This window comes from Actinoplanes sp. NPDC023714, from assembly GCF_040639855.1.
Classification (GTDB): Bacteria; Actinomycetota; Actinomycetes; order Mycobacteriales; family Micromonosporaceae; genus Actinoplanes.
In genome coordinates, this window is sequence record NZ_JBFAAR010000002.1 from 716180 (window position 1) to 739053 (window position 22874).

The following is a 22874-nucleotide window of genomic DNA, read 5'->3' on the forward strand; positions in this document are numbered from 1 at the left end:
GGCGCGGCCGAGAGCGGCCGCGCCATCGAAAAGGGAAGGCGGGAGATCAGGGCTTGAGGACCACCTTGATGCAGCCGTCCTCCTTCTTCTTGAAGATGTCGTAGGCGTGCGGCGCCTCCTCGAGCGGCACCCGGTGCGTGACCAGATCGTCCACGCCGAGCGGGTCGTCGTCGCCGGAGAGGAGGGGGACGATGTCGTCGACCCAGCGCTTCACGTGGGCCTGGCCCATCCGCAGGGTGACGCCCTTGTCGAAGAGGTCCATCATCGGCATCGGGTCGGCGTTGCCGCCGTAGACGCCGATGATCGAGACGGTGCCGGCCCGGCGGACCGCGGCGAACGCCGTGGTGAGGGCGGCCATCCGGTCGATGCCGACGGTCTCGACGGCCTTGCGGGCCACCGGGTCGGGCAGCATGCCGGCCGCCTTCACGGCCGCGGCCTGCACCGGCGAGCCGTGCGCCTCCATGCCGACGGACTCGATGACCCGGTCGGCGCCCCGGCCTTTGGTCATCTCGTAGACCGCGGCCGGCACGTCGACCTCGCTGTCGTTGAGCACCTCGATGCCGTTGCGGCGGGCCATCTCGAGGCGCTCCGGCACGCTGTCCGAGGCGATCACCCGGGAGGCGCCGAGGTGCCGGGCGATGCGGGCGCTCATCTGCCCGATCGGACCGAGACCGGCCACGAAGACGGTGTCGCCGGGTTCGACGTCGGCGTACTTCGCGGCCTGCCACGAGGTGGTCAGCACGTCGGACAGGAACAGCCAGCGCTCGTCCGGGTGGTGGTCGGGCACCTTGATCGGGCCGAACTGCGCCTGCGGGACCCGGAGGTACTGGGCCTGGCCGCCGGGCACCTGCCCGTACAGTTTGGTGTAGCCGAACAGCGAGGCGCCCTTGCCCTGATCGGTGTTCTGGGTGGTCTCGCACTGGGCGAAGAACCCGCGGCTGCACATCCAGCAGTGCCCGCAGGAGATGTTGAAGGGGATCACCACGCGGTCACCGGGCTTGATGTGGGTGACCTCGGGCCCGACCTCCTCGACGATGCCCATCGGCTCGTGCCCCAGGATGTCGCCCTTGTCGAGGTACATGCCGAGGACGTCGTAAAGGTGCAGGTCCGAACCGCAGATGGCGGTCGAGGTGATCCGGACGATCGCGTCGGTGGGTTCCTGAATCTTCGGGTCCGGAACGGTCTCCACGGAGACCTTGCCCGTCCCCTGCCACGTCAAAGCTCGCATGCTCTGTGCTTGCCCCGAGGAAAGCTGATCATTCTAAAATCCGGGAATGAACCGTCGGGTACGGGTTGAGGGCGATCTCTACCACGGGCAGATCCCGGACGGCGCCGTCTATGTGGGCCGCCCCGCGCCGGGCCTGAGGGCCGGGCCGTTCGCGAACCGCCATCGGTTCGGCAAGGTGTGCCGCTGCGGCGCGACCCACCGGGATCGTGCCGAGGCCGTCGCCGCCTACGCGGCGGAGCTGACGCCCGAGCTGGTCGCGCGGGCACGGGAGGAACTGGCCGGATTCGATCTGGCATGCTGGTGCCCGCTGGACGGCCCGTGCCACGGCGACCTGCTGGTGCTGCTCGCGGCCGGCGACGATCTCGACACCGCATTCACGAGACTGGGATGGTCATGACGGACGGGCACGACGTACTGCGGGTGATCACCGAGCGGGTGGCGGCCGGCAGCGTCCCGGGCCGCCGCGCCGACGGCCACCGGGTGGCTCTCGCGATCGAGGGCGGCGGCATGCGCGGCACCGTCTCCGCCGGGATGGCCCTGGCGCTGCACGAGGCCGGGGTGGTGGACGCGTTCGACGCCGTCTACGGCGCCTCGGCCGGGGCGATCACCGGCGCCTGGCTGCTCAGCGGCACCCCGGAGAAGCTGACCGGCTGGGCCGAGCCGGCCTACGCCCGCGCGATGATCCGGCTGTCGAACCTGTGGCGCGGCAAGCCGATGGTCGACGTGCACCACCTGGTCGAGCACATCTACGCCCGGGTCGCGAACATGGACTTCCCGGCGATCCTCGCCAACCCGATCGAGTACCACCCGCTCGCCACGGACTGCGCCACCGGCGCGTCGACGGACCTGCGCCCGCTGCTGACCGGCCCGGCCGAGCTGCGGCTGGCGATCCGGGCGAGCGCGGCGCTGCCGTTCCTGGCCGGGCCGCCGGTCGAGCTGGGCGGCCGGCGGTTCTACGACGCCGGGCTGGCCGAGTCGGTGCCGTACCGGACGGCGCTCGCCCAGGACGCCACCCACGTGCTGGTCCTGCGTTCCCGCCCGCCGCTGGAGCGGGCGGAGCCGGCGGGGAATCCCCCGAGAGCCGCCCGGCTGATCGCCCGTACCGCCCTCCGCGGTCACACCCCCGACCTGCATCGCAGCTACCTCGCCCGGTCGGCCCGGCTGCACGAGGACGAGGTCACCCTGGCCGAGTACGACCGTTCCGGAGCGGCGGTCCTCTCGATCCGGCCGCCCGCGACCGCCCCGGTCGTCGGCCGCCTCACCAAGGACGGCGCGGTGCTGGCGGCGGCGCTGGAGGCGGGCCGCGCGGCCGGCCGGGCCGTCTTCCCGGAGAGTCGCGCGAACCTTTCCGCGCGCTGACCGGACTGTCAGGGTGTGAATCGAGTCGAACGTGACGCCCGGCTCGTCGTCCGGGCGCAGCTCGGCGACCGCCGCGCCCTGGCCGAACTGGTGCAGCACTGGCATCTGCCGCTCTGGCGCTACGTCCGCCGGATGACCACGAACGCCGACGACGTGACGCAGCAGGCCTGGGCCGCCGCTCTCGGCTCGCTGCCCGGCCTGCGCGAGCCCGGCCGGTTCGCGCCCTGGCTGTTCACCATCGCCCGCCGCCAATTGATGGATCAACTGCGTCATGGGTACGAGGGACCGGAGCGCCTCGAGGCCGACATCCCGGACGGCCGCGACGACATCGTCGAAGTCCTGGACCGGGCGCAGATCGCCGAGGGCCTGGACGGCCTGGCCCCGCCCGAGCGCGAAGTGATCGAACTGTTCCACCTGCAGGAGCTGAGCCTCCAGGAGTGCGCGCAGATCCTGGCCGTGCCGGTGGGCACCGTCAAGTCCCGCCTGCACCGTGCCCGGCGCCGGCTGCGCGACCTGCTCATCGCGAAGGGGTACGAATCATGACGGGCTCCCCCGGCTTCACCCCGGACACCGTGCTGCGCGGCATGTCGCTGCGCCGCCGCGTCGGCCTCGTCCTGCTCGGGCTGGCCGGCGGCTGCGGGGCGGGCCTGCTGCTCCTGCTCTGGCTGACCGAGCCCGACCCCCTCCCCCTGCGCACCCGGGCGGCGTTCGCCGTGCTGACGGCCATGAGCACGTGCTGGGCGGCGTACGCTCTCTGGGCCTTGATCCGGATGCCGCTCTTCGCGGCGGATCGGGTGATCGCCGGCGGGCTGGCGCTGGTCTTCACCTCGCTGACCGCGGTGGTGACGCTGATCGTCGCGGTGAGCCGGCCGGGTGCCGTGGCGCTGGCCGCGCTGACCACCGCCCTGCTCACCGTCGTGGCGGCGGCATCGGTGTTGCGGCGGGCCCTCGTACGCCGAAAAGCCCTGCTCGAACGGCTCTCAGATCCGGCCGGGTGACGCCGATGGGGAGGGGAACGGCGAACCGGCGGGCCGGTGGAAGCAATGGTTCCCTGAAGGTCACAGCCACCCACCGGCCCGCGGTACTACGGTTGCCGTCATGGCCTTCCGCCGATGCCGCTCGGCTGCCCTGCTGGCCGCGCTGATCGCGGTGGAGCTCGCCTCGGTCGACGGCGACTGGTACGTCTCGCTGGGCGCGCACACCCCGTCCTGAGCGCCGTCACGGCAGCAGCGGGCTCACCTCAGCGCGGGAGTTCCACGTGGACGGTGGTGCCGGGGCGGCGGTGGTTGGGGGTCACCGCGATCGTGCCGTGGTGGCGTTCGGTGATGAGTTTCGCGAGCGCCAGGCCCAGCCCGGCGCCCGGGATGGCCAGCTCCGTCGTGATGGCGCCGCGGAAGAAGCGGTCGAAGACCATCGGGCGCTCGTGGGCCGGGATGCCGAGGCCGGTGTCGGTCACGTCGATCGCCGCGGTGGTGTCGCCGGCCGTGACGGTGACCGTGACGGCGCCGCCGTCCGGGGTGTACGTGATCGCGTTGTCGACCAGGACCGTGACCAGCTGGTTCAGGCGCCGGGCGTCGCCGTGCAGGGGCAGCCGGGCCGGTTCGGTGAAGGTGAGGGCGAGGTGCTTCGCGGTGGCCTGCGGCTCGCAGTCGGCGACCGCGCTGCTCACCACCGCGGCCAGGTCGAGGTCGGCCATCTGCAGCGGGCTCTTGCCGGCGTCGAACGCGGAGAGGTCGAGCAGCGCCTCGACCAGCCGGCGCAGGCGTTCGCTGCCGCGCCGGGCCGCCGCGATCATCGGGAGCAGGTCGGCGGCCGCGGTGGCCGGGTCGCTCTCGTTGAGCAGCTCCAGGTACGACCCGATGATCGTGACCGGGGTACGCAGCTCGTGGCCGACCAGGTTGAGGTACTCGTCCTTGCTCCGGGCCAGTTCCCCGGTCAGCTGCGCGGCGCGGCGCGCCTCGGTGACGTCGTGGAAGACGCCGACCGCGCCCATCCGCCGGATCGGGTGCGCGTTGACGACGAGCTGGCGCCGGCCGTCCCGGCCGTGCAGCACGTATTCGGCGCCGCGGACGTCGGTGCCGCCGAGCGCCTGCAGCAGCGGCAGCGTGGCCGGGTCGATCGGGGCGCCGTCCGCGGTGGTGAGCGGGAGCTGCCGGGCCCAGTCCTCCACGGCCAGCCCCGAGGTGACGGACACCCCGAGGCGTTCCCGCAGCGACCGGTTAACCAGCACGAGCCGGCCGGCGGTGTCGCAGGCGGCCACCCCGGTGTCGAGGCTGTCCAGCAGCGTGTCCAGGAACATCCGCTGCCGGTACTCCACCTCGTGGGCGCGCAGCTCCGCCACGAACGCGGTGCACGCCTGCGCGCCGTCGTCGACAGCGGTCAGCTCCTCGGGCTGCCAGTTCCGGGGCTGGTAGTCCATCACCGAGCAGGTGCCCATGATGGTGCCGTCCGGGTCGCGGACCGGGAACCCGGCGAACGAGCGGATCCCGACCGCGCGGACCGGGGCGTCGGCGGGCACCCGCTCGTCGACGTTCACGTCGCTGATCACCACGGGGAAGCCGGTGCGCAGGACCAGGCCGCCGAGCGTGGCCGAGACCGGCACGCTCTGCATCGGCTGGAACCCCTCCGGCAGGTTGTAGCCGCCGACCAGCCGCAGATGGCCGCCCTCGGCCAAATGGATGATCCCGCAGGCGGCGCGGGCGCCGTGCACCGTGAGCGCGGCCAGCCGGTCCGCGGCCGAGTGCGTCATCCCGCCGGCGGTCATCTCCATCGCCGCCGGCCCGGTCATCACGGCGCCGAGGGATGCCTCCTCCATGGCTCCCATTCTCGCCGGGGCGCCGCGGCGGAGGGGCAGGATCGACGAATCCGCTTAGGGTGGGGGGCCTGGTCCGGACCACCGAGGAGCCCGCGTTGACCGATCCCCTCAGCACGAGCCGGGCCTACCTGGCACTCGCCGACGAGCACGCCCCCGGCCTGGTCGAGGCCTTCTACCTGCAGGGCTCGGTCGCCCTGGACGACTACCGCCCCGGCGTCAGCGACATCGACTTCGTCGCGGTGACCGCACGTGAGCCGGCCGCCGGCGAGCTGCGGACCGTTCACGAGGCGCTGCGCCGGTCGCACGGCGAGACCTTCTTCGACGGCCTCTACGTCACCGCCGCCGACCTGCGGCGCGATCCCGAGCAGTGCCCGCCCGGGCTCGCCGTGCACGAGTGGCGGGTCCTGGAAGGGTCCCGCTTCGAGCGCAACCTGGTCACCTGGCACGTCCTGGCGCAGGGTGGCGTCCCGGTCCGGGGGCCGCGGCCCGAGGTCCACACCGACTGGCCGGCGCTGGCCGAGCGCACCCGGCAGAACCTGGCCGGCTACTGGACCGGCTGGCGCGTCCGGGCCGCCTTCACCCCGGGCGCGTGGACCACGTCCTGGGGTGTGCTCGGCATGGCCCGCCTCCGCCACACCCTCGCCGAGCGGCGCGTCACCTCGAAGACCGAGGCGGCCGCGTTCGCCCTGGACGCGTACGACCAGCGCTTCCACCGCATCGTCCGGGAGGCGCTCCGCCTCCGCGTCGGCGGCGAGCCCCAGTACCGCAGCCCGGTCCACCGCCACCTCGACCTCCTCAAGTTCACCGCGATGGTCCTGGCCGAGCCCTGACCCGGCTGTCGTATTGCGGCTGTCACATTGACGCTCGGAAAGATCGATAGTGACGATGGGCGCTCCACAGAACATTGGGGAGCGTTGCCGTGACGAGGAGAATCGCTCGCCTGATGGCCGCCGCCATCGCCGGGCTCCTGCTGGTGGCCGCCGCGCCGCAGCCGGGCCGGGCCGCGGAGGCCGGGGCGCAGGCACGGAGCAGGACCGTGGCGCTGACGTTCGACGACGGGCCGTCGAAGTACACGCCGCAGATCCTCGACATCCTGAGGAGGAACGACGTGAAGGCGACGTTCTGCATGCTCGGCGGCAACGTCGGGGCGTACCAGAGGACGGCGAAGCGGGTCGTGAAGGAGGGGCACCGGCTCTGCAACCACAGCCGCAACCACCCCGACTTCACGACCCTGTCGAACAGCCGGGCCCGGTCGCAGATCGTCTACACCCAGAACAAGATCCGCGAGGTCACCGGCCGGAGCCCGAAGGTGTTCCGGTTCCCGTACGGATCGAGCAACTCCCGGGTCCGTCAGGTCGTCCGGAACCGGGATCTGCGCATTCTGGGGTGGACGGTGGACACCCGGGACTGGGCCCGGCCGGGAGCGAAGGTGATCGCCGACCGGGCCGTGCGGGGCACCCGGCCGGGCGGGGTGATCCTGATGCACGACGGCGGCGGCAACCGCACGCAGACGGTGGCCGCCCTCGACCGGACCATCAAGCGGCTGAAGGCGAAGGGCTACACCTTCGTGCTGGCCTGAGCCCGCAGCCGGGTGATCTCGCGGCGGGCGTGCTCGACGCCCTCGCTGTCCCGGCCGCGCGCCGCCGCGATCTCCTGGGCCAGGTCGTTCGCGGCGGCGAGGACGTGCCGGGCCCGCTGCCGCTCGCGGTGGCCGTGCTGGGCGTGGCGGTACCGCCGGCGGGTGCGCCAGCCCCCGGCCGCCGCGGTCACCTCGGCGTCGGTGAGCAGACCCGACTCGGCCTCCGGGGCGAGGATCTCGCGCAGCCACGCCTGCTCCTGCGGCACCGCGAGCCGGAACGCCAGCCAGAGCAGCAGCAGGTCGGCGATCGGCAGGATGAGGACCATCATGACGAGCACGCCGGCGTCGCCGAGCAGCAGGTAGCCGAGCGCGCCGAGGTCGTCCCAGAAGCCGTGCGCCACCATCGCGGCCAGCATGAGCAGCAGGCCGCGCAGCCGGTGCGGGCGGGGTCCGCGGCCGAGCAGCCACATGATGCCGGAGCAGAAGACGGCGCTGAACAGCACGTGCCCGACCAGGCCGGTGAGGCTGCGGACCAGGAAGATGTTCCAGGCCGAGCCGGCCTGGTCGGCGCCGAAGTTGCCGATCGTGCTGTTGAAGGCGTAGAGGACGTCCTCGACGATCTGGAAGCCGAGCCCGGCGTAGGCGCCGATGATCAGACCGTCGAACGGGCTGCGGACCAGCTTCGGCGCGAGGCCGATCAGCAGGATCAGCGCGAGCCCCTTGCCGATCTCCTCGTTGATCGGCGCGGTCAGGCCGGCGCCCCAGTCGCCGACCCAGGCCTGGCCGAACGCCTTGCCGTACAGGGAGAGGAGGGCGCCGTTGGCGGGCAGCGCGATCCAGAACGTCGCCGCGGTGCCGCCCCAGACGAACGCGGTCAGCAGCAGGTTGCCGGGCAGCCGGGTGTAGCGGTTGTGGTACGCCAGCAGGATGAGCCACGGGACCGTGTACGCCGCGAACGCGAGCACGCCGACGCCGAGGCCGGTCCCGTACGCGGCGGCGCCCGCCCCGAAGTAGCGGATCAGCTCGTAGACGCCGCCCGCGACGCCGAGGGCGTACACCCAGAAGCAGAGGTTGCGGGGCTGGACGAGCCGGAACGGCGTGCCCCAGCCGGACTGCTCCAGCGCGGTGGCCCTCATCGCCGCGCCTCCAGGGTGACGCTGCGCAGCGTCGCGTCGATCTCGCCGGCGTGCGCGGCCAGCTGGTTCGCCGTGCCGGCCACCTCGATCGACATGCCGCGGCCGTCCGGGAACGCGTACGCCGCGAGGACGCCGTCGCCGGACGTGCTGGCGAACCGCTCGGCCACCCCGGTGACACCGCCGGCCGCGGTGATCGTGGTGCGCTCGCTCGCGACCGAGGAGCGCTGCCGGTGACCGGACTTGCCGGCGTTGCGGTTCAGCTGGTCGAGCAGCGCGTTCGCGTCGCCCGCGAACGTCGCCACCTGGACCTGCGCGCTCACGCCACCGGTGCTGAAGGACGCGGTCGGCGAGCCGGCGCCGGGCTGCACCGTGTTCGCCCCGACCAGGATGCCGTCGGTGAGCTGCCAGCCGGCCGGCGGCGCGACCGTGAGCCCGTCGCCGAGGTTCAGCCGCTGACCGGCCTGGATCACGGTGTCGCCCGGCACGGCCTGGTCGATCAGCGGGACGACCGAGCGGAGCAGGAGGGCCACGGCGAGGACGACGAGCCCGGGGAGCAGGGTGCGGCGGTCCAGGCCGAGCCGGCGGCGCTCGACCGGTATCCAGGTGTCGTGCAGGGCGTGCCGCCCCCCGTATGAGTTGACCATGGGAACACCCTGGCACGCCGGGGCCACCGGCGGGTTACGACCAGGTCACCGGGAGAGAATGGACACCGAAGATCAGCATCTCGTCGCGTACCGGGATCGCGGCGGCCGGGACGGCCAGCCGCAGCCGGGGCAGCCGGGTGATCAGCTCGCCGAGCGCGACGGTCATCTCGGCGCGGGCGAGCTGCTGGCCGAGGCACTGGTGCACGCCGTGGCCGAACGCCAGGTGCGGGCCGCGGCCGCGGTGGACGTCGAGCCGGTCCGGGTCGCCCCAGTGCGCCGGGTCGCGGTTCACCTCCGGCACCGCGATGACGACCGTGGCGCCGGCCGGGATCACCACCCCGCCGATCTCGATCGCCGTGGTGGCGACCCGGCTCACCCCGAGCTGGATCGACAGGTAGCGCAACAGCTCCTCGACGGCGGTGTCGAGCAGGGCCGGGTCGGCGCGCAGGGCGGCGAGCTGCCCGGGGTTCTCCAGCAGCGCGAACGTGCCGAGCCCCAGCATGTTCGCGGTCGTCTCGTGGCCGGCCCCGAGCAGCACCACGGCGATGTCGACGAACTGGGCGTCGGTGAGCGGCGGCTCGGCGTCTCTGATCAGGCCGGACAGCAGGTCGTCGCCGGGTCGCTCGCGCTTCGCGGCGATGAGGCCGCCCATGAACGCGTAGAGCTCCCGGGCGGCCCGCTGCCGCTCGGCGGCCGGGGCGTCCCCGTTGAGCGCCAGCGCGGTCCGCTCCTGGAACGACCGCCGGTCGGCGTAGTCGACGCCGAGCAGCTCGCAGATGACCAGCGACGGGATCGGCAGGGCGTACGCCGGCACCAGGTCGGCCTCGGTGCCGGCCGCCGTCATGGCAGCGATGTGCGACACCGCGATCTCCCGGATGTGCTCCTCGAGGGCCTTCATCCGGCGCACCGTGAACTGCCCGGTCAGCAGCCGCCGCAGCCGGGTGTGCTCGGGCGGGTCCATGAAGACGAACTGCCCGTCGGTGCGCGCCGGGACCGCGCGCGGGGTGCGGTCCGCCGCGGCGGCGTCCGGGTGACGCACCCGGTCCGCGCTGAACCGCACGTCGCCGAGCACGGCGCGGGCCTCCTCGAACCCGGTGACCAGGAACGCGGGCGCCCCGTTCGCGAGGGCGAGCGGCTGGACCGCGCCCTGCCCGCGCCGCCGGCGCAGACCGGCCGGCGGATCGAACGGGCAGCCGCCGCGCCGCAGCAGGTCGGGCGGCAGCAGCCCGCGCAGCGCGGTCGGCGACTCGTTGACCCGGCTCGGCTGCATCACGCCTCCATCGATCGACGTCACTCGATGAGCTCAGCCTACGCGGATTCGCCCGATGGGGTGGATCGCGTCGCCGGGAGGCCGGAGCGTCGTTATGCACTGCCGTTTTCCGGCGAATTGATTTCGCGTTCCGGAAAGGTCGAGAGGAATGGCGAGAAGGACCGGGAAAATGCTCATGTTCGGGAACCCGGCAGGGATCACGAAACTGCCGTGCCGCTATGGTCCGCCCCATGCGTAAAGCGCTTTTCCTCCCCGTCCTGTTGCTGATCCTCCCGGCTTGTGGCGCCGAGCCCGCGGAGGCCCCCGCGCCGGTCGCCCAGGCCGACGCCGACAAGACCGCCTGTGCCGCGGTGACCGAGGTCAACACCGCGAAGGCGCACCTCGACCCGGCGCGCACCGGCCAGGCGGCGCAGGTCGCGGCGCAGGCCACCCAGGAGTCGATCCGCACGGCGGCCGCCCAGGTGCGGGAGACCAGCGCCGCGGTGGCGGCGGCCGCGCCGAAGCCCGAGCAGAAATTGAATCTCGCCATGGCGCAGGCCTGGCTCGATCTGTCGAGCGCGTGCGGATCCCTCTACGGCAAATGATCGATTTCCGCCCCGGTCCGGCGTCTACGCGACATTCGCGTCGCGGGCCGGGGCGTCGACCGGCAGCCGGACGATGAGCACGACGCCCACCAGGATGAGGGCGAAGCCGAGCAGCTGACCGGCCGGGGGCCGCTCGGCCAGCGCGGCGTAGACGTACGCGAAGCCGGCGACCGTCTCGATGTTGATCAGCATGCCGGCGGCGGTGGGGGTCAGCCTCGCGGAGGCGACGTTCCAGAGCACCGTGGCGCCCCACGAGACGACGACACCGAGCAGCAACGACGCCAGGACGAGGGCGGCCACATCGCCGTCGCCGTCCGGGCTGCCGAGCCGGCCGGTCGCCGCGGCGACCGGCAGTGCGGCGAGCGTGATCGCACCGGTGGCCAGCCCGATCACCGTCGACCATCCCCCGGCCGGAACCTCGGGGTGGCGTTCCAGGAAGCGGGCGTTGCCGATGCCGTACCAGGTCCAGAGCACCAGGGCGCCGGCCGCGGCGAGCAGACCGAGGACCCTCGTGGCCGGCGATCCGCCCGGGGCCGGGCCGGAGCCGGTCAGCTCGAGCACGTTGACGATCAGCATGCCGGCGGCGACCAGGCCGACCGGGAGCATCAGGCGGCGCCACGCGTAGCTGCGGCGGAGCAGGTTCCCCACCAGGGCCATGCTGACCGGGATGCACCCGATGACGATGGTGGTGACCGGTGCGCCGGCGCCCTCGATGGCGAGCACCAGCAGCAGGTAGTAGCCGACGTTGCCGGTCACCGCGAACAGCGCGGCGGCACGCCAGTGCTCCCGGGCGACGCGGCGCAGCTGCCGGCCGCCGAGGATCAGCAGCACCACGGAGGTCGCGCCGTAGGCGAGGTAGCGGCCGGCGGTCACGGTGACCGCGCCCCCACCCCTGCAACAGCACCGGGATGAGGAAGGCCAGGCCCCAGATGAGCCCCGCCGCCGTGCCCGCCGCATAGCCGAGCAGTGGAGCCCGTCGCGTGCCGGTCATCTCATCCCTCCTCCCGGCCAGGATAAGATATGTGTGTGACTCATGCACCCCAGCGGCTCGGGAATCTGCTCGGCGCTCTCGCGAGCTCGGTGAGCACGCAGATCGACCACGCCACCACGGTCGCGGCGGGGCAGGGTGGCGGCGCCCCGGCCGCGCTGGTCCAGCTGGCCCAGCACCGCGACCTCAGCGTGGACGACCTGCGCCGCCGGCTGAACCTGACGCACTCGGCGGTGGTCCGCCTGCTCGACCGGCTGGCCGACCGGGGGCTGATCAGCCGGGACCGGTCCGACGAGGACGGCCGCCGGCGCAGGCTCTCGCTCACGCCCGCGGGCGAGGCGCTCGCCGGGGTGGTCCTCGATGCCCGCGCGCGGGTCCTGGCCGCGGCCCTCGGCCCGCTGGACGCCCGCGAGCGCGGCCTGCTCGAGGGGATTCTGGACCGGCTGCTGCTGGCCCTGCCCACCTCGGCCGACCACAGCAGCCAGGTCTGCCGGCTCTGCTGCCTGCGGGACTGCCCCGCCGACCGGTGCCCGGTCGAGGACCGCTACCAGGAGTACGTCAGGCTGGAGTCCTAGGCGGCGAGGGCCGGCGCGAGCAGGCCGGGGATCGCCTCCGGATCGGCCGGCCGGCACAGGTGGTAGCCCTGGCCCAGGTCGCACCCGAGCCGCCGCATGGCCCGCCGCTGCGCCTCCGTCTCCACCCCTTCGATCACGGTACGCAGGCGCAGCGTGCGGGCGAGCTCGACCACCGCGCGAACCACCGCCAGATCCTCGCGTCCGGGCACGTCCGCCCCGATGAACGAGCGGTCGATCTTGAGTTCGTCGACCGGCAGGCGGCGCAGGTACGCCAGCGACGAGTACCCGGTCCCGAAGTCGTCGATGGACACGTCCACGCCGAGCGTCTTCAGGTCGCCAAGGCAGGCGATCGCGGTGGCCGGGTCGTTCATGAGGACCGACTCGGTGAGCTCGCACGTGACCGCGCCGGCGGGCAGGCCGGTGCGCGCCAGCATCCGCTCCACGTCGGCGGTGAACCGCGGATCGGTGAGCTGCCGGCCGGAGACGTTCACGTTGAGGCGCAGGTCCGGCATGCTCCGCCGCCAGAGCGCCGCCTGCTCCCCGGCGGTGTCGAGGACCCAGCGGCCGATGTCCGCGATGAGTCCCGTCTCCTCGGCCAAGGGCAAGAAGTCGGACGGTGCGACGTACCCATGACGGGGTTTGTGCCATCGGATCAGGGCCTCGACGCCGTAGGCCTTTCCGGAGTCCAGCCGGATGAGCGGCTGGTACTGCAGGCGGAACTGGCCGAGCTCGAGGGCCCGCTGCAGGTCGCCGTTGAGGGTGAGCCGTGCGAGGGCCTCGGCGTGCATGTGCGGCTCGTAGACGACGACCCGGCCGGGACCGTCCTTCTTGGCGCGGTACATGGCGACGTCGGCGTTGCCGAGCAGTTCGTCGGCGCGGCAGCCGGGACCGGTCGCGATGCCGACCGAGGCGCCGATGAAGACGTCCCGGCCGGCCACGTGGAACGGCATCCGGGCCGCGGCGACCAGCTTGCGCGCCACCGTCACCGCCTCGGCGGTGCGCGCGCCGCCGAGCAGCACCGCGAACTCGTCGCCACCGATCCGCGCCGGCAGGTCCGCGGCGTCCAGGCACTCCCGGATGCGCGCGGCCACCAGCGCCAGCAGCTCGTCGCCGGCGCGGTGCCCGAGGCTGTCGTTGACGGCCTTGAACCGGTCGAGGTCGATGAAGAGCACGCTCGCCTCGCCCGCCTCGCGCAGCTTCTCCAGGAAGAGCACGCGGGTGGCGAGCCCGGTCAGCGAGTCGTGCCGGGCCTCGCGCAGCGACTCGAGCAGGGCGAGCCGCTCGTCGGCCTGCCGGCGCTCGGCGGTGAGCAGGCCGATGTTGTCCAGGGCGAGGCCGAGCACCTGCGCCATCGCCTGCAGGAGCTGGCGTTCCTCGGTGTCGAGCGCCTCGCCGGCCCGCGCCACGAGAAGAACGCCGTCGCCGAACCGGGCCTTCGCGGGGAACAGCTCGCCCAGTCCCAGTCTCGACAGATCCGACAGGTCGGATGCGGAGCAACCGTACGCGGTGGCCACCTCGTCCCCGCGCAGCACCGCGCCCACCTCGGCCTCCAGGACCTCGGTGGCGCGCTCGACCGCCACCGACATCGCCGAGGAGGCGTCCGGGCGGGCGCACACCGCCGCGAAGAACTCGGTGAGCTGATGCGTCGACCAGTGGTTCACGACAGTGCCAGGGTGACCATGGTGAAGTGGTGCATGCCGAGCGCGCCGCGCGTCCGCGCGATCTCCCCGTTCGTGTAGAAGCCCCCGTACGGCACCCCGCCGAGCACCTTGCCGATCACCTCGACCTCCCGGTCCAGCGCGTCGCCGATGGTGATCCGCCGGGCCGCGCAGTCGAACACCAGCACCCCGAGCGGATCGCGGCCGCCGAGCGCCTCGACCGCCTGCCCGCAGGCCTCGCCGGCGCCCTCGATGAGCGCGTCCTGGTCGCTCTCCATGTGCCAGACGAGTGCGCCCTGCGGCACGTCGGCGAGGCAGATCAGCGACCGGTCGGCGGGAACGGCCGCGTGGATGAGCCGGATGTCCTCCCCGGAACGCCGGCTCAGCCCGAGCGGATGCAGGAAGAGCGCGTCGCGGAACGCCTCCTCGTCGCCGACGATCGACTCGTCGAGCCCGAAGCGGCGCAGCATCACGTCGAGCGCCGGCTCGCCGTCGAGCTCGTAGATCCGGCCGCCCTGGCTGCGCGTCACGATCATGCCGGCGCCCCTCCGGCGCCAGCCGTGCGCGATACCCACGCCGATCGGGTGGTCCGAGCCGATCGCGATCCCGATCGCCGCGTCGGTGAGCACCTCGGCGCCGGAGCCGGTGCCGTGGAACTGGTACGTCCGGACGTAGGTGAGGTGATCGCCCGCGCAGCCGCCGACGAGCGGGACCGCGGCCCCGGCCACCGAGTACGCCCCGCGGACGAGCTCGTGCTGGGTGCCGGTCAGCCCGTCGGCGATCATCAGCAGGGCGCGGTGCTCCCGGTCCACCGTGCCGAGGCAGGCGGCGGCCTCGGCGCCCGCCTCGCGGAGACGGCCGGTGACCCGGTGCGACACGCTGGTCCGTACCGTGAGGCCGGCGCCACCGAAGGCACTCACCGCGACCCCGTCGCGGCTCTCCCGGCCGGCGCCGATCTGCCCCGACGTGGTGCAGCCGACGATCACGGTGTCCGGCCGGGCGTGCGCCCGAACCGCGTCGAGCATGGCCTGCTCGTGATGCCCGACCGAGCAGAAGACGAAGATCACCGCGGGCTCCCGGCCGGCCACGGCCGCGGCGGCCGCCTCCGCGCCCGCCGCGGCGGGGTCTGCCAGCGTGCTGTGCCCGGTGCCGAACCACCGCTCGAGTCCCATGTTCCGCTGTATCGTCCCGCGCGGGCCGAAGCTGAGGCGTCTCAGCCGACGGTCGCGAGCCGGGCCGCCACGAACGTGCCGAACAGGTCGTTCAGCGCGTCCTCGGCGGCCCGGTCGAGCATCCCGCCGCCCGGGGCCGACCGGGCCAGATAGACGCCGGCCGGGTTGGCCGAGCCGGCGCGGTCCCCGGCCAGCTCGCGCGCCTCCCGGGCGATCGTCGCGGCGCGCTCCGGGTGCGCCGGGAACCCGCGCCCGGCGATCCCCCAGGCCGCCGCCGGACGGTGCGCGAGCACGCACTCCCGCCAGCCCTGGAAGCCCTCGTGCCCGCCCAGCGTCGCGGCCGGGTCCTCGGCGCGGACGTCGACCAGGTACTCGTCGGCCTCGACCTCGCCCCACGCCCCGTCCCGGCGGGCGGAGCCGACCCCGGCGAACGGCGCGGTCCCGGCGCAGTACGCGAGCGGCGCCTCCGGCCAGCCCTCCCGGATCTGCGCGCGGGCCGTGGCGAACACCCGGGCGTACACGGCGCCGGCCCGCTCCCGGTGCACGGCGAGGTAGTCCCGTTCCGGCTCGGGGTGCAGGATCACCCGGACCCGCGGATTGCGGGCGAGCCACCGGCCGAGGTCGCGGTGCGACGCGGCCCAGCCGCCGGCGAGCACCGCGTCCGGATCCGGGCGGTAGGCGATGTAGAGCGAGCACCGCCGCGGCAGCCGCGGGTCGAGCCACGGCTCGGCCAGCGTCGCGAACCGGCCGCTCAGCTCCGTCGGCGCGGAGAAGAGCCGGCCGGCGCGCGGCGGGACGGACTCCCGGCCGACCGTGGCGGCCGGGAAGCGGCGGAGGGTCACCGAGGGCTCGACGGGGTCGTCCCCGGCGGTGCGCCGGTGCACGCCGGCGCGGTACTGGCGGGTCATGCGATCCACTGTGGGCCGCCGGCGGGCCGGTCCGGGGGCGAACACGCCCGAGGTCCGCCGACCCGGTGATCAGGGCAGACATCGAGAACCTTGACAGCGTGGGTGTGAGCGTTAACACTTCGGCAACGCCACCGTCACGGGAGAACCGATGCACCGTGTGTTAGCGCTCCTCATGTTCGCTACCGTTTTGATCGCCGGCTCCCCTGCCCACGCGGCACCGGAGGACGGCCTGCTGCTCTGGTACCCGCTCACCGGCACCTCCGCGGCCGACGCCTCCGGCAACGGCCGGGACGGCACGGTCTCCGGCACTCCCGCCTGGGAGGGCGCGCAGGGCCTCAAGTTCAACGGCACCGACACCTACGTGAAGCTTCCCGACGACCTGCTGCGCGACCGGGACGAGGTCAGCGTCTCCTTCGACGTGAAGATCGACCCCGCACAGGCGACCCCGTACTTCCTCTACGGCTTCGGCAACACCGACGCGGCCACCGGCTACGGCAACGGGTACCTGTTCGCCACCGGCAACGCGCTGCGCACCTCGGTCTCGCTCGGCAACTGGACCGGCGAGCAGAACACCCGGCCCGCCGACGGCCACAACCTGGGCCGCGGCATGTGGAAGACCGTCACGTACACGCAGTCCGGGACGACCGGCACGCTCTACGAGGACGGCGCCGCGGTCGCGACCAACTCGGCGGTCGGCATCCTGCCCGGCGCGATCGGCGGCGGCCGGACCACGGCGAACTACATCGGCCGGTCGCTCTACACCGGGGACCGGTACTTCAACGGGCGGATCCGCGACTTCCGGGTCCACGACCGGGCGATCAGCGCCGCCGAGGCCGCCGCTCTTGCCGCGCCGGCGAACGCCGAGGCGGTCACCGCCGACGTGGCGTCGCTCGACCTGGGCGACACCGGCGCGGTCGCCGCGGATCTGACCCTGCCCGCGACGGCCGCGAACGGCAGCGCGGTGACCTGGTCCTCCAGCGACCCGTCGGTGGTCACGGCGGCCGGGAAGGTCACCCGTCCGGCCGCCGGCGCGCCCGATGGGCACGCCACCCTGACGGCCTCCCTGCGGCGCGGTGCGGCTTCCGGGGCCAAGACCTTCGCGATCACCGTACGGGCGGAGTACGACGACGAGGAGACGGCGGCGCTGGCGGCGGCCGCTCTCGTGGTGCACGACGTCGACGACGTCCGCGGCAATCTGACCCTGCCGGTCACCGGCCCGCTCGGCACGACCGTGACCTGGTCCTCGAGCGACCCGGCGGTGATCACGCCGACCGGGGAGGTGAAGCGGTCCCCCGATGCCGGCCGGACGGTCACGCTGACCGCTCACGTCACCGCGGGCGGCGCCACGGTGGATCGGGCGTTCACCGCGACCGTGCCGAAGCTGCCCGCCGCGGCGCCCTACGAGGGCTACCTGTTCAGCTACTTCACCAGCGAGGGCTACGCCGACGGCGAGCAGGTCTACCACGCGCTCTCGAACGGCAACGACCCGCTGCACTGGCGCGAGGTCGGCAACGGCCGCCCGGTGCTCACCTCGACGCTCGGCACGCAGGGCCTGCGCGACCCGTTCATCATCCGCTCCCCCGAGGGCGACAAGTTCTACCAGATCGCGACCGACCTCAAGATCTACGGCAACGGGGACTGGGACGCCGCGCAGCGCTCCGGCAGCAAGTCGATCATGGTGTGGGAGTCGACCGACCTGGTCAACTGGACCGACCAGCGGCTCGTCAGGGTCTCCCCCGACACGGCCGGCAACACCTGGGCGCCGGAGGCGTTCTGGTCCACCGCGCTCGGCGCGTACGTCGTGTTCTGGGCCTCGAAGCTCTACGCCGGCGACGACCCGCAGCACACCGGGAGCACCTACAACCGGATGATGTACGCGACCACCCGCGACTTCCACACGTTCAGCGAGCCGAAGGTCTGGAAGGACCCCGGCTACTCGGTGATCGACTCCACGGTGATCGAGCACGACGGCGTCCACCACCGGATCACCAAGGACGAGCGGAACAACTCCTCGTCGTCGCCGTGCAGCAAGTTCCTCATCCAGGAGAAGTCCGCCGACCTGCTGTCGCTCGACTACGACCTGGTGGCCGAGTGCATCGGCAACGGGGCGCTGAGCCGGGGCGAGGGCCCGCTGATCTTCAAGTCCAACACCGAGGACCGCTGGTATCTCTTCATCGACGAGTACGGCGGCCGCGGCTACGTGCCGTTCTCGACCACCGACCTCGACTCCGGGGTGTGGACGCCGGAGACCGGCTACAGCCTGCCCTCGCGCCCCCGGCACGGGACGGTCCTGCCGGTCACCAAGGCGGAGTACGACCGGATCGCGGCCCGCTACGAGGAGCCCGCACCCGCCGAGGGGCTGCGGCTGCGGTACGCGTTCGACGAGACCTCCGGGACCGTCGCGAAGGACTCGTCCGGCAACGGTTTCGACGGTGCTTACGTCCGTACCCCCGCCTGGGGTTCCGGAATCGACGGCGGCTCCTTCCAGATGTCCGGTGGATCGGGCTCGCCCTACGTCACGATCCCGAACGGCGTGCTCCGGCAGGCGCGTGCGGCGACGGTCGCGACCTGGGTGAAGTGGAACGCGTCCACGACGGTCAACCAGTGGATCTACGGCCTCGGCCCGGACAGCACGAAGTACCTGTTCAGCGGCCCGCGCAACGGCGGCAACGTCCTCTACTCGGCGATCACCACGGGATCGTGGTCGGCCGAGTCGAAGCTGCCGCACACCGCTCCCCTGCCCGGCGGCAGCTGGCAGCACCTCGCCGTCACCGTCGACGGGAGCACCGCCGCGATGTACCTCAACGGCGTCAAGGTCGCTTCCGCGACCGGGGTCACGGTCAAACCCGCCGATCTGTACGACCCGGCGAAGGCGTACTCGGGCTACGTGGGCCGGTCGCTGTACGCGGCCGACCCGTCCTTCTCCGGCGAGGTCGACGACTTCCGGATCTACAACACGGCGCTGTCACCGGCCGAGATCCTGACGCTGGCCGGCCGGGGCACGTCCGTCGGCGGCGTCACGCTGCCGCAGCTCAAGGTCGACGCCGTCATCGACGACGCCAACGCCGTCATCAAGCTGCCGGTGGCCGAGGGCACCTCGCTGACCGCTCTCGCGCCCTCCTTCGCCCTGGCGTCGGGCTCCACGATCTCGCCCGCGTCGGGGACGGCCCGGGACTTCACGAAGCCCCTCTCCTATGTCGTCAAGGCCGCCGACGGCACGGAACGGGAGTGGACGGTCCGGGCGCTGGTGATGAAGAGCCCGGTGCTGCCGGGTCTGCACGCCGACCCGAACATCAGCGTCGTCGGCGACACGTTCTGGATCCACCCGACGACCGACGGGTTCGACGGCTGGTCCGGCACCCGGATCCACGCCTTCTCCTCGAAGGACCTGGTGCACTGGACCGACCACGGGGTGGCGCTCGACCTCGGCCCGGACGTGACCTGGGCCGACAACAGCGCCTGGGCGCCCGGGTTCGCCGAGCGCGACGGGAAGTTCTACCTGTACTTCAGCGGCGGGCTCGCCACCGGCGACACGGCCAAACAGCTCGGTGTCGCGGTCGCCGACTCGCCGGCCGGCCCGTTCACCGACGCCCTCGGCAGACCGCTGGTCGCGTCCGGCACGTACGGCGGGCAGATGATCGACCCCGCCGTGTTCACCGACGACGACGGGTCGTCGTACCTGTACTGGGGCAACGGCAACGCGTACCAGGTCAAGCTGAGCGACGACATGACCTCGTTCGACGCGGCGCAGGTGCGCACGTACAAACCGGCGAACTACAACGAGGGCGGCTTCGTCGTGAAGCGCGGCGGCGTGTACTACTTCATGTGGTCGGAGAACGACACGCGCAGCGCCGACTACCGGGTGGCGTACGCGACCGGCAGCTCACCGCTCGGCCCGTGGAGCGACCGCATCGGCGTCATCCTGCAGAAGGACCCGGCGCTCGGCATCCTCGGCACCGGCCACCACTCGGTCGTCCGGGTCCCGGGCAGCGACGACTGGTACATCGCCTACCACCGGTTCGCGATCCCGGGCGGCGACGGCACCCACCGCGAGACGACGATCGACAGGCTCACCTTCGCGGCAGACGGCTCCATCACGCCCGTCGTCCCGACGCTGGAGAGCATCGACCCGGTCACCGTCGCGGCGGCGGGCCCGGACGTGTCCGGCGTCGAGGGGGCACCGATCCGGCTCAGCGGCCGGGTCTCCAACGACGCCAACCGGCCCACCTGGAGCGGCGGCTGTGCCTTCGCCGACCCGCACGCGCCGGCGACCACGGTGACCTGCCCGGACGACGGCGAGTACGTGCTCACCCTGACGGCCGGCACCGGCAGCGACACGGTGACCGTGACGGTCGCCAACGCGGCGCCGGTCGCGACGGCCCCCGGCGGCCGGCCCGCGCCGTCCGCCCCGGTGGCGACCGGCACCGAGGTCACCCTGACGGTCCCGGTCCGCGACCCGGGCGCCGACGTCCTCACCTGCGCCGCGGACTGGGCCGACGGCGGGTCCTCGGCGGGCACCGTGGCGGCCGGTGTCTGCACGGTCCGGCACACCTACACGGCGGCGGGCGTCCACCGCCCCCGGGTGACGGTCACCGACGACGACGGGGCCACCGCGTCGATCTCTCATGCGTACGTGGTGACGTACGTCCCCGGCGCCGGCCAGGTGGCCGGCGGCGGCTGGCTCACGAACGGTCCCGACCTGGCGTTCGTCGCGAAGGGCGGCGCCTACGGCGGCGACACCCGGCTGCGGCTGCCGGACGGCCGGCTCTTCGCGGCGACCAGCCAGGGACCGGCGGTCGTGCTGTCCAGGTCGGCGCTCTACACCGGCGTCGGCACGATCGACGGCAGGGGCAGGCACCCCTTCGCCGTCGCGGTGACCGGCAAGACCGTGACCATCACGGTCGCCGGCAAGATCTGGTCCGGTCCCCTCGCGGGAGGCGGCCTCGTGGTGGCGCCACGGATCAGGCCCGGCCGCTGATCCGTCCCCCATCGGCCGGGGCATCCCCACGGCCGGGGCGCTCGCTCCCGAGCGTCCCGGCCACCGGGCGCGACACGCGACACCGGATAACCTCAACGGCGGTGTCGCCTTGCTGTATGGTGTGGACCGTGATCGACCTCCGCGTCGTCGAGGAGTTCCTCAACACCCTCGACGAACGAACTTTCAGCCGTCACGGCGTACCCCATGAAGGCGCCGACACCCTCTCCGCCTGGATCTCCACCCACCAGGTGGCGGATCGCGAAGCGGCCGCCACCCTGCGCGCCTCGCTGCGCGCCGCCCTCTCCGGCGACGGCACCGCCGCCGACGCGATCAGCGTGTTCCCGCTGCGCCTCGAAGCCTTCCCGGACGGACGCCTCCGGCTCGCCTCCCCGATCGGCAACCCGGCACTCGCGGTGATCGTCTCCGCGGTCGGCAACGCGGTCGCCGACGGCACCTGGCACCGGCTGCGGCTGTGCGCGGCACCCGACTGCCGATGGGCGTTCGTGGACACGTCGCGGGGCGGGAACGGCCGCTGGTGCTCCATGGAGATCTGCGGCAACCGCCACAAGACCCGCACCTACCGCACCCGCCAGACGGTCTGACACGTTCGTGGAACCGCACCCCGCCGAGCCGGCCGCACCCGGATGATCGGATCGTGAAGCTGCTGACCGCCACGATCCTCACCGCCATCGTCGCCCCGATGACTCCCGCGCACGCCGCGACCACGCCGGTCCCGCGGCTCGACGTGGCCCAGTACGACGCGCCCGGCACCGACACCCGCGCCGCGGACAGCCTCAACGCCGAGTGGATCTCGCTGGTCAACGACGGCGGCAAGCCGGTCTCGGTCACCGGCTGGTCGATCCGGGAGCAGGGCGGCCGGGTCTACACCTTCGGCGCCGTGACGATCGCGGCGAAGGGGCGGCTGTGGCTGCACACCGGGCGGGGCGCCGACACGGGCGAGCACCGGTACTGGAACAGCGGCAACCACCTGTGGAACAACACCGGCGACGAGGCCACCCTGCGCGACCCGGCCGGCCGGGTCACCGACACCTGCGCCTGGACCCGGCAGGCGAACCGCACCCGGGTCGCCTGCTGACGGCGGCCGTCACCGGACCGGGGAGGACGGGCGCAGACCCGCGGCCGCCTCCGGTTCGGACAGTTCCGGGGCCGTCCTCGCCGTCGTGACCGCCCTCCGGCGCCGCTCCCCCAGCACCGCGGCCAGGTAGATGTGCGGCGGGACGCCGGCCGGCGGGGCGGGGCGGACCGCGGCGGCCACCTCGGACGCGAGCTCGTGGGCGAGGCGGGACCGTTCCGGCTCGCGCAGCACGACGGCGCGGGAGAGGTACTGCCGGACCGCGAGGGCGAGGCCGTCGTCGAGGGCGGACAGGTCGGCGCTGGCCGCCCACGGGACCAGGGCCGGCGGCATCGGGGGCACCGGCATCCACGGGTAGGGCCGGCGCACGTGCACGACCATGGTGCCGGCCGCGAGATCGCCGAGCCGGCGCCCCCGCGACGAGCCGATCATCGTGCCGAAGCTGATCATCCAGCCGACCAGCGGGAGCAGCAGGCCGGGCCATTCGATCGCGAAGCCGACGAGCGCCCGGGTGAACGCGTGCCGCGCCCGGATCGGCCCGCCGTCCTCGCGGATCACCCGCAGGCCGACGACGAGCTTGCCGACGCTGCGCCCGTTCGTCAGCGTCTCGATCGTCGTCGGATAGAGCAGCAGCACGATCACCACGACGACGCGGAGTGCCGTGTCGAACAGCGCGTCGTCGACCATGCTCGGCGGCAGCACACGCAGCGTTATCGACGTCAGTAACAGAAGGAACAGCACGAGGATCACCTGCGCGCCGATGTCGAAGGCGAGCGCGAGCGCCCGGGATCCGAGCCGGGCCGGGCGCACGTCGAGCGCCACCGCCTCCGCGTTGACAACCCGCCCGTCACCCAGCACAGTCACCCGGACAGTAAACACGAAAGGCT

Annotated in this window: 21 protein-coding genes; 11 read left to right on the plus strand and 10 right to left on the minus strand. The window is 73.1% G+C overall.

Annotated features, from left to right (window positions below; all coding sequences use genetic code 11):
- Positions 1–46: 46 nt before the first annotated feature.
- Positions 47–1228, minus strand: a complete 1182-nt coding sequence (locus tag AB0G10_RS11275) for a zinc-dependent alcohol dehydrogenase (protein ID WP_360918755.1) — start codon at positions 1226–1228, stop codon at positions 47–49.
- A 46-nt stretch (positions 1229–1274) separates the two neighbouring features.
- Between AB0G10_RS11275 and AB0G10_RS11280 the strand changes: the two genes are divergently transcribed.
- Genes AB0G10_RS11280 through AB0G10_RS11295 form a run of 4 tightly spaced genes read left to right on the plus strand, consistent with a single transcriptional unit; the run spans position 1275 to position 3585 of the window.
- Positions 1275–1625 carry a DUF4326 domain-containing protein gene (locus AB0G10_RS11280; protein WP_360918757.1) on the plus strand — a complete coding sequence of 117 codons (351 nt, stop codon included), beginning with the start codon at positions 1275–1277 and terminating at the stop codon, positions 1623–1625.
- Positions 1622–2587, plus strand: a complete 966-nt coding sequence (locus AB0G10_RS11285; protein ID WP_360918759.1) for a patatin-like phospholipase family protein — start codon at positions 1622–1624, stop codon at positions 2585–2587. The genes AB0G10_RS11280 and AB0G10_RS11285 overlap by 4 nt, the downstream gene beginning before the upstream one ends.
- 15 nt (positions 2588–2602) lie before the next feature.
- Positions 2603–3130, plus strand: coding sequence for a sigma-70 family RNA polymerase sigma factor (locus AB0G10_RS11290; protein ID WP_360918761.1), 528 nt, complete (start codon positions 2603–2605; stop codon positions 3128–3130).
- Positions 3127–3585 carry a hypothetical protein gene (locus AB0G10_RS11295; protein ID WP_360918763.1) on the plus strand — a complete coding sequence of 153 codons (459 nt, stop codon included), beginning with the start codon at positions 3127–3129 and terminating at the stop codon, positions 3583–3585. The genes AB0G10_RS11290 and AB0G10_RS11295 overlap by 4 nt, the downstream gene beginning before the upstream one ends.
- Before the next feature lie 242 nt (positions 3586–3827).
- Here the strand turns inward: AB0G10_RS11295 and AB0G10_RS11300 are convergent, their stop codons facing one another.
- Positions 3828–5402: an ATP-binding protein gene (locus tag AB0G10_RS11300; protein ID WP_360918765.1), complete on the minus strand. Its 1575-nt coding sequence runs from the start codon at positions 5400–5402 to the stop codon at positions 3828–3830.
- Positions 5403–5497: 95 nt separating this feature from the next.
- On the opposite strand from AB0G10_RS11300, the gene AB0G10_RS11305 reads away from it, so the two are divergent.
- Both AB0G10_RS11305 and AB0G10_RS11310 read left to right on the plus strand, forming a co-directional pair.
- Positions 5498–6232 (plus strand): aminoglycoside adenylyltransferase domain-containing protein, encoded by a 735-nt coding sequence (locus AB0G10_RS11305; RefSeq protein WP_360918767.1) that lies wholly within the window; start codon positions 5498–5500, stop codon positions 6230–6232.
- Positions 6233–6321: 89 nt separating this feature from the next.
- Complete coding sequence (locus AB0G10_RS11310; RefSeq protein ID WP_360918769.1) at positions 6322–6981, plus strand: polysaccharide deacetylase family protein; 660 nt, start codon at positions 6322–6324, stop codon at positions 6979–6981.
- On the opposite strand, the gene AB0G10_RS11315 is transcribed toward AB0G10_RS11310, so the two are convergent.
- Genes AB0G10_RS11315 through AB0G10_RS11325 form a run of 3 tightly spaced genes read right to left on the minus strand, consistent with a single transcriptional unit; the run spans position 6960 to position 10031 of the window.
- Positions 6960–8117 carry a PrsW family intramembrane metalloprotease gene (locus tag AB0G10_RS11315; protein WP_360918771.1) on the minus strand — a complete coding sequence of 386 codons (1158 nt, stop codon included), beginning with the start codon at positions 8115–8117 and terminating at the stop codon, positions 6960–6962. The two genes, AB0G10_RS11310 and AB0G10_RS11315, sit on opposite strands and share 22 nt — an antisense overlap.
- Complete coding sequence (locus AB0G10_RS11320; protein ID WP_360918773.1) at positions 8114–8761, minus strand: hypothetical protein; 648 nt, start codon at positions 8759–8761, stop codon at positions 8114–8116. Before AB0G10_RS11320 ends, AB0G10_RS11315 begins: the two co-directional genes overlap by 4 nt.
- 34 nt (positions 8762–8795) lie before the next feature.
- Positions 8796–10031: a cytochrome P450 gene (locus AB0G10_RS11325; protein WP_360918775.1), complete on the minus strand. Its 1236-nt coding sequence runs from the start codon at positions 10029–10031 to the stop codon at positions 8796–8798.
- 230 nt (positions 10032–10261) lie between these two features.
- On the opposite strand from AB0G10_RS11325, the gene AB0G10_RS11330 reads away from it, so the two are divergent.
- Complete coding sequence (locus tag AB0G10_RS11330; RefSeq protein ID WP_360918777.1) at positions 10262–10615, plus strand: hypothetical protein; 354 nt, start codon at positions 10262–10264, stop codon at positions 10613–10615.
- Positions 10616–10639: 24 nt separating this feature from the next.
- Here the strand turns inward: AB0G10_RS11330 and AB0G10_RS11335 are convergent, their stop codons facing one another.
- A complete protein-coding gene (locus AB0G10_RS11335) occupies positions 10640–11572 on the minus strand; it encodes a DMT family transporter (RefSeq protein ID WP_360918779.1) in 933 nt (310 codons plus the stop codon).
- 69 nt (positions 11573–11641) lie between these two features.
- Between AB0G10_RS11335 and AB0G10_RS11340 the strand changes: the two genes are divergently transcribed.
- A complete protein-coding gene (locus AB0G10_RS11340) occupies positions 11642–12178 on the plus strand; it encodes a MarR family transcriptional regulator (protein WP_360918780.1) in 537 nt (178 codons plus the stop codon).
- Here the strand turns inward: AB0G10_RS11340 and AB0G10_RS11345 are convergent.
- Genes AB0G10_RS11345 through AB0G10_RS11355 form a run of 3 tightly spaced genes read right to left on the minus strand, consistent with a single transcriptional unit; the run spans position 12175 to position 15916 of the window.
- A complete protein-coding gene (locus AB0G10_RS11345) occupies positions 12175–13839 on the minus strand; it encodes an EAL domain-containing protein (protein ID WP_360918782.1) in 1665 nt (554 codons plus the stop codon). The genes AB0G10_RS11340 and AB0G10_RS11345 overlap by 4 nt on opposite strands.
- Positions 13836–15008 (minus strand): FIST N-terminal domain-containing protein, encoded by a 1173-nt coding sequence (locus tag AB0G10_RS11350; protein WP_360918784.1) that lies wholly within the window; start codon positions 15006–15008, stop codon positions 13836–13838. The genes AB0G10_RS11345 and AB0G10_RS11350 overlap by 4 nt, the downstream gene beginning before the upstream one ends.
- 41 nt (positions 15009–15049) lie before the next feature.
- Positions 15050–15916, minus strand: a complete 867-nt coding sequence (locus AB0G10_RS11355) for a hypothetical protein (RefSeq protein WP_360918786.1) — start codon at positions 15914–15916, stop codon at positions 15050–15052.
- Positions 15917–16064: 148 nt separating this feature from the next.
- Here AB0G10_RS11355 and AB0G10_RS11360 point away from each other — a divergent pair, with 148 nt between their 5' ends.
- The 3 genes from AB0G10_RS11360 to AB0G10_RS11370 all read left to right on the plus strand — a co-directional run bounded on the left by AB0G10_RS11360 (position 16065) and on the right by AB0G10_RS11370 (position 21990).
- Positions 16065–20894 (plus strand): family 43 glycosylhydrolase, encoded by a 4830-nt coding sequence (locus AB0G10_RS11360; protein WP_360918787.1) that lies wholly within the window; start codon positions 16065–16067, stop codon positions 20892–20894.
- A gap of 128 nt (positions 20895–21022) precedes the next feature.
- Positions 21023–21496 carry a CGNR zinc finger domain-containing protein gene (locus AB0G10_RS11365; RefSeq protein ID WP_360918789.1) on the plus strand — a complete coding sequence of 158 codons (474 nt, stop codon included), beginning with the start codon at positions 21023–21025 and terminating at the stop codon, positions 21494–21496.
- Between the two features lie 53 nt (positions 21497–21549).
- The gene (locus AB0G10_RS11370; protein WP_360918791.1) at positions 21550–21990 is read left to right on the plus strand and encodes a lamin tail domain-containing protein; all 441 of its coding nucleotides are present in this window, start codon (positions 21550–21552) and stop codon (positions 21988–21990) included.
- Between the two features lie 9 nt (positions 21991–21999).
- Here the strand turns inward: AB0G10_RS11370 and AB0G10_RS11375 are convergent, their stop codons facing one another.
- Positions 22000–22851, minus strand: a complete 852-nt coding sequence (locus AB0G10_RS11375) for an RDD family protein (RefSeq protein WP_360918793.1) — start codon at positions 22849–22851, stop codon at positions 22000–22002.
- Positions 22852–22874: the final 23 nt, after the last annotated feature.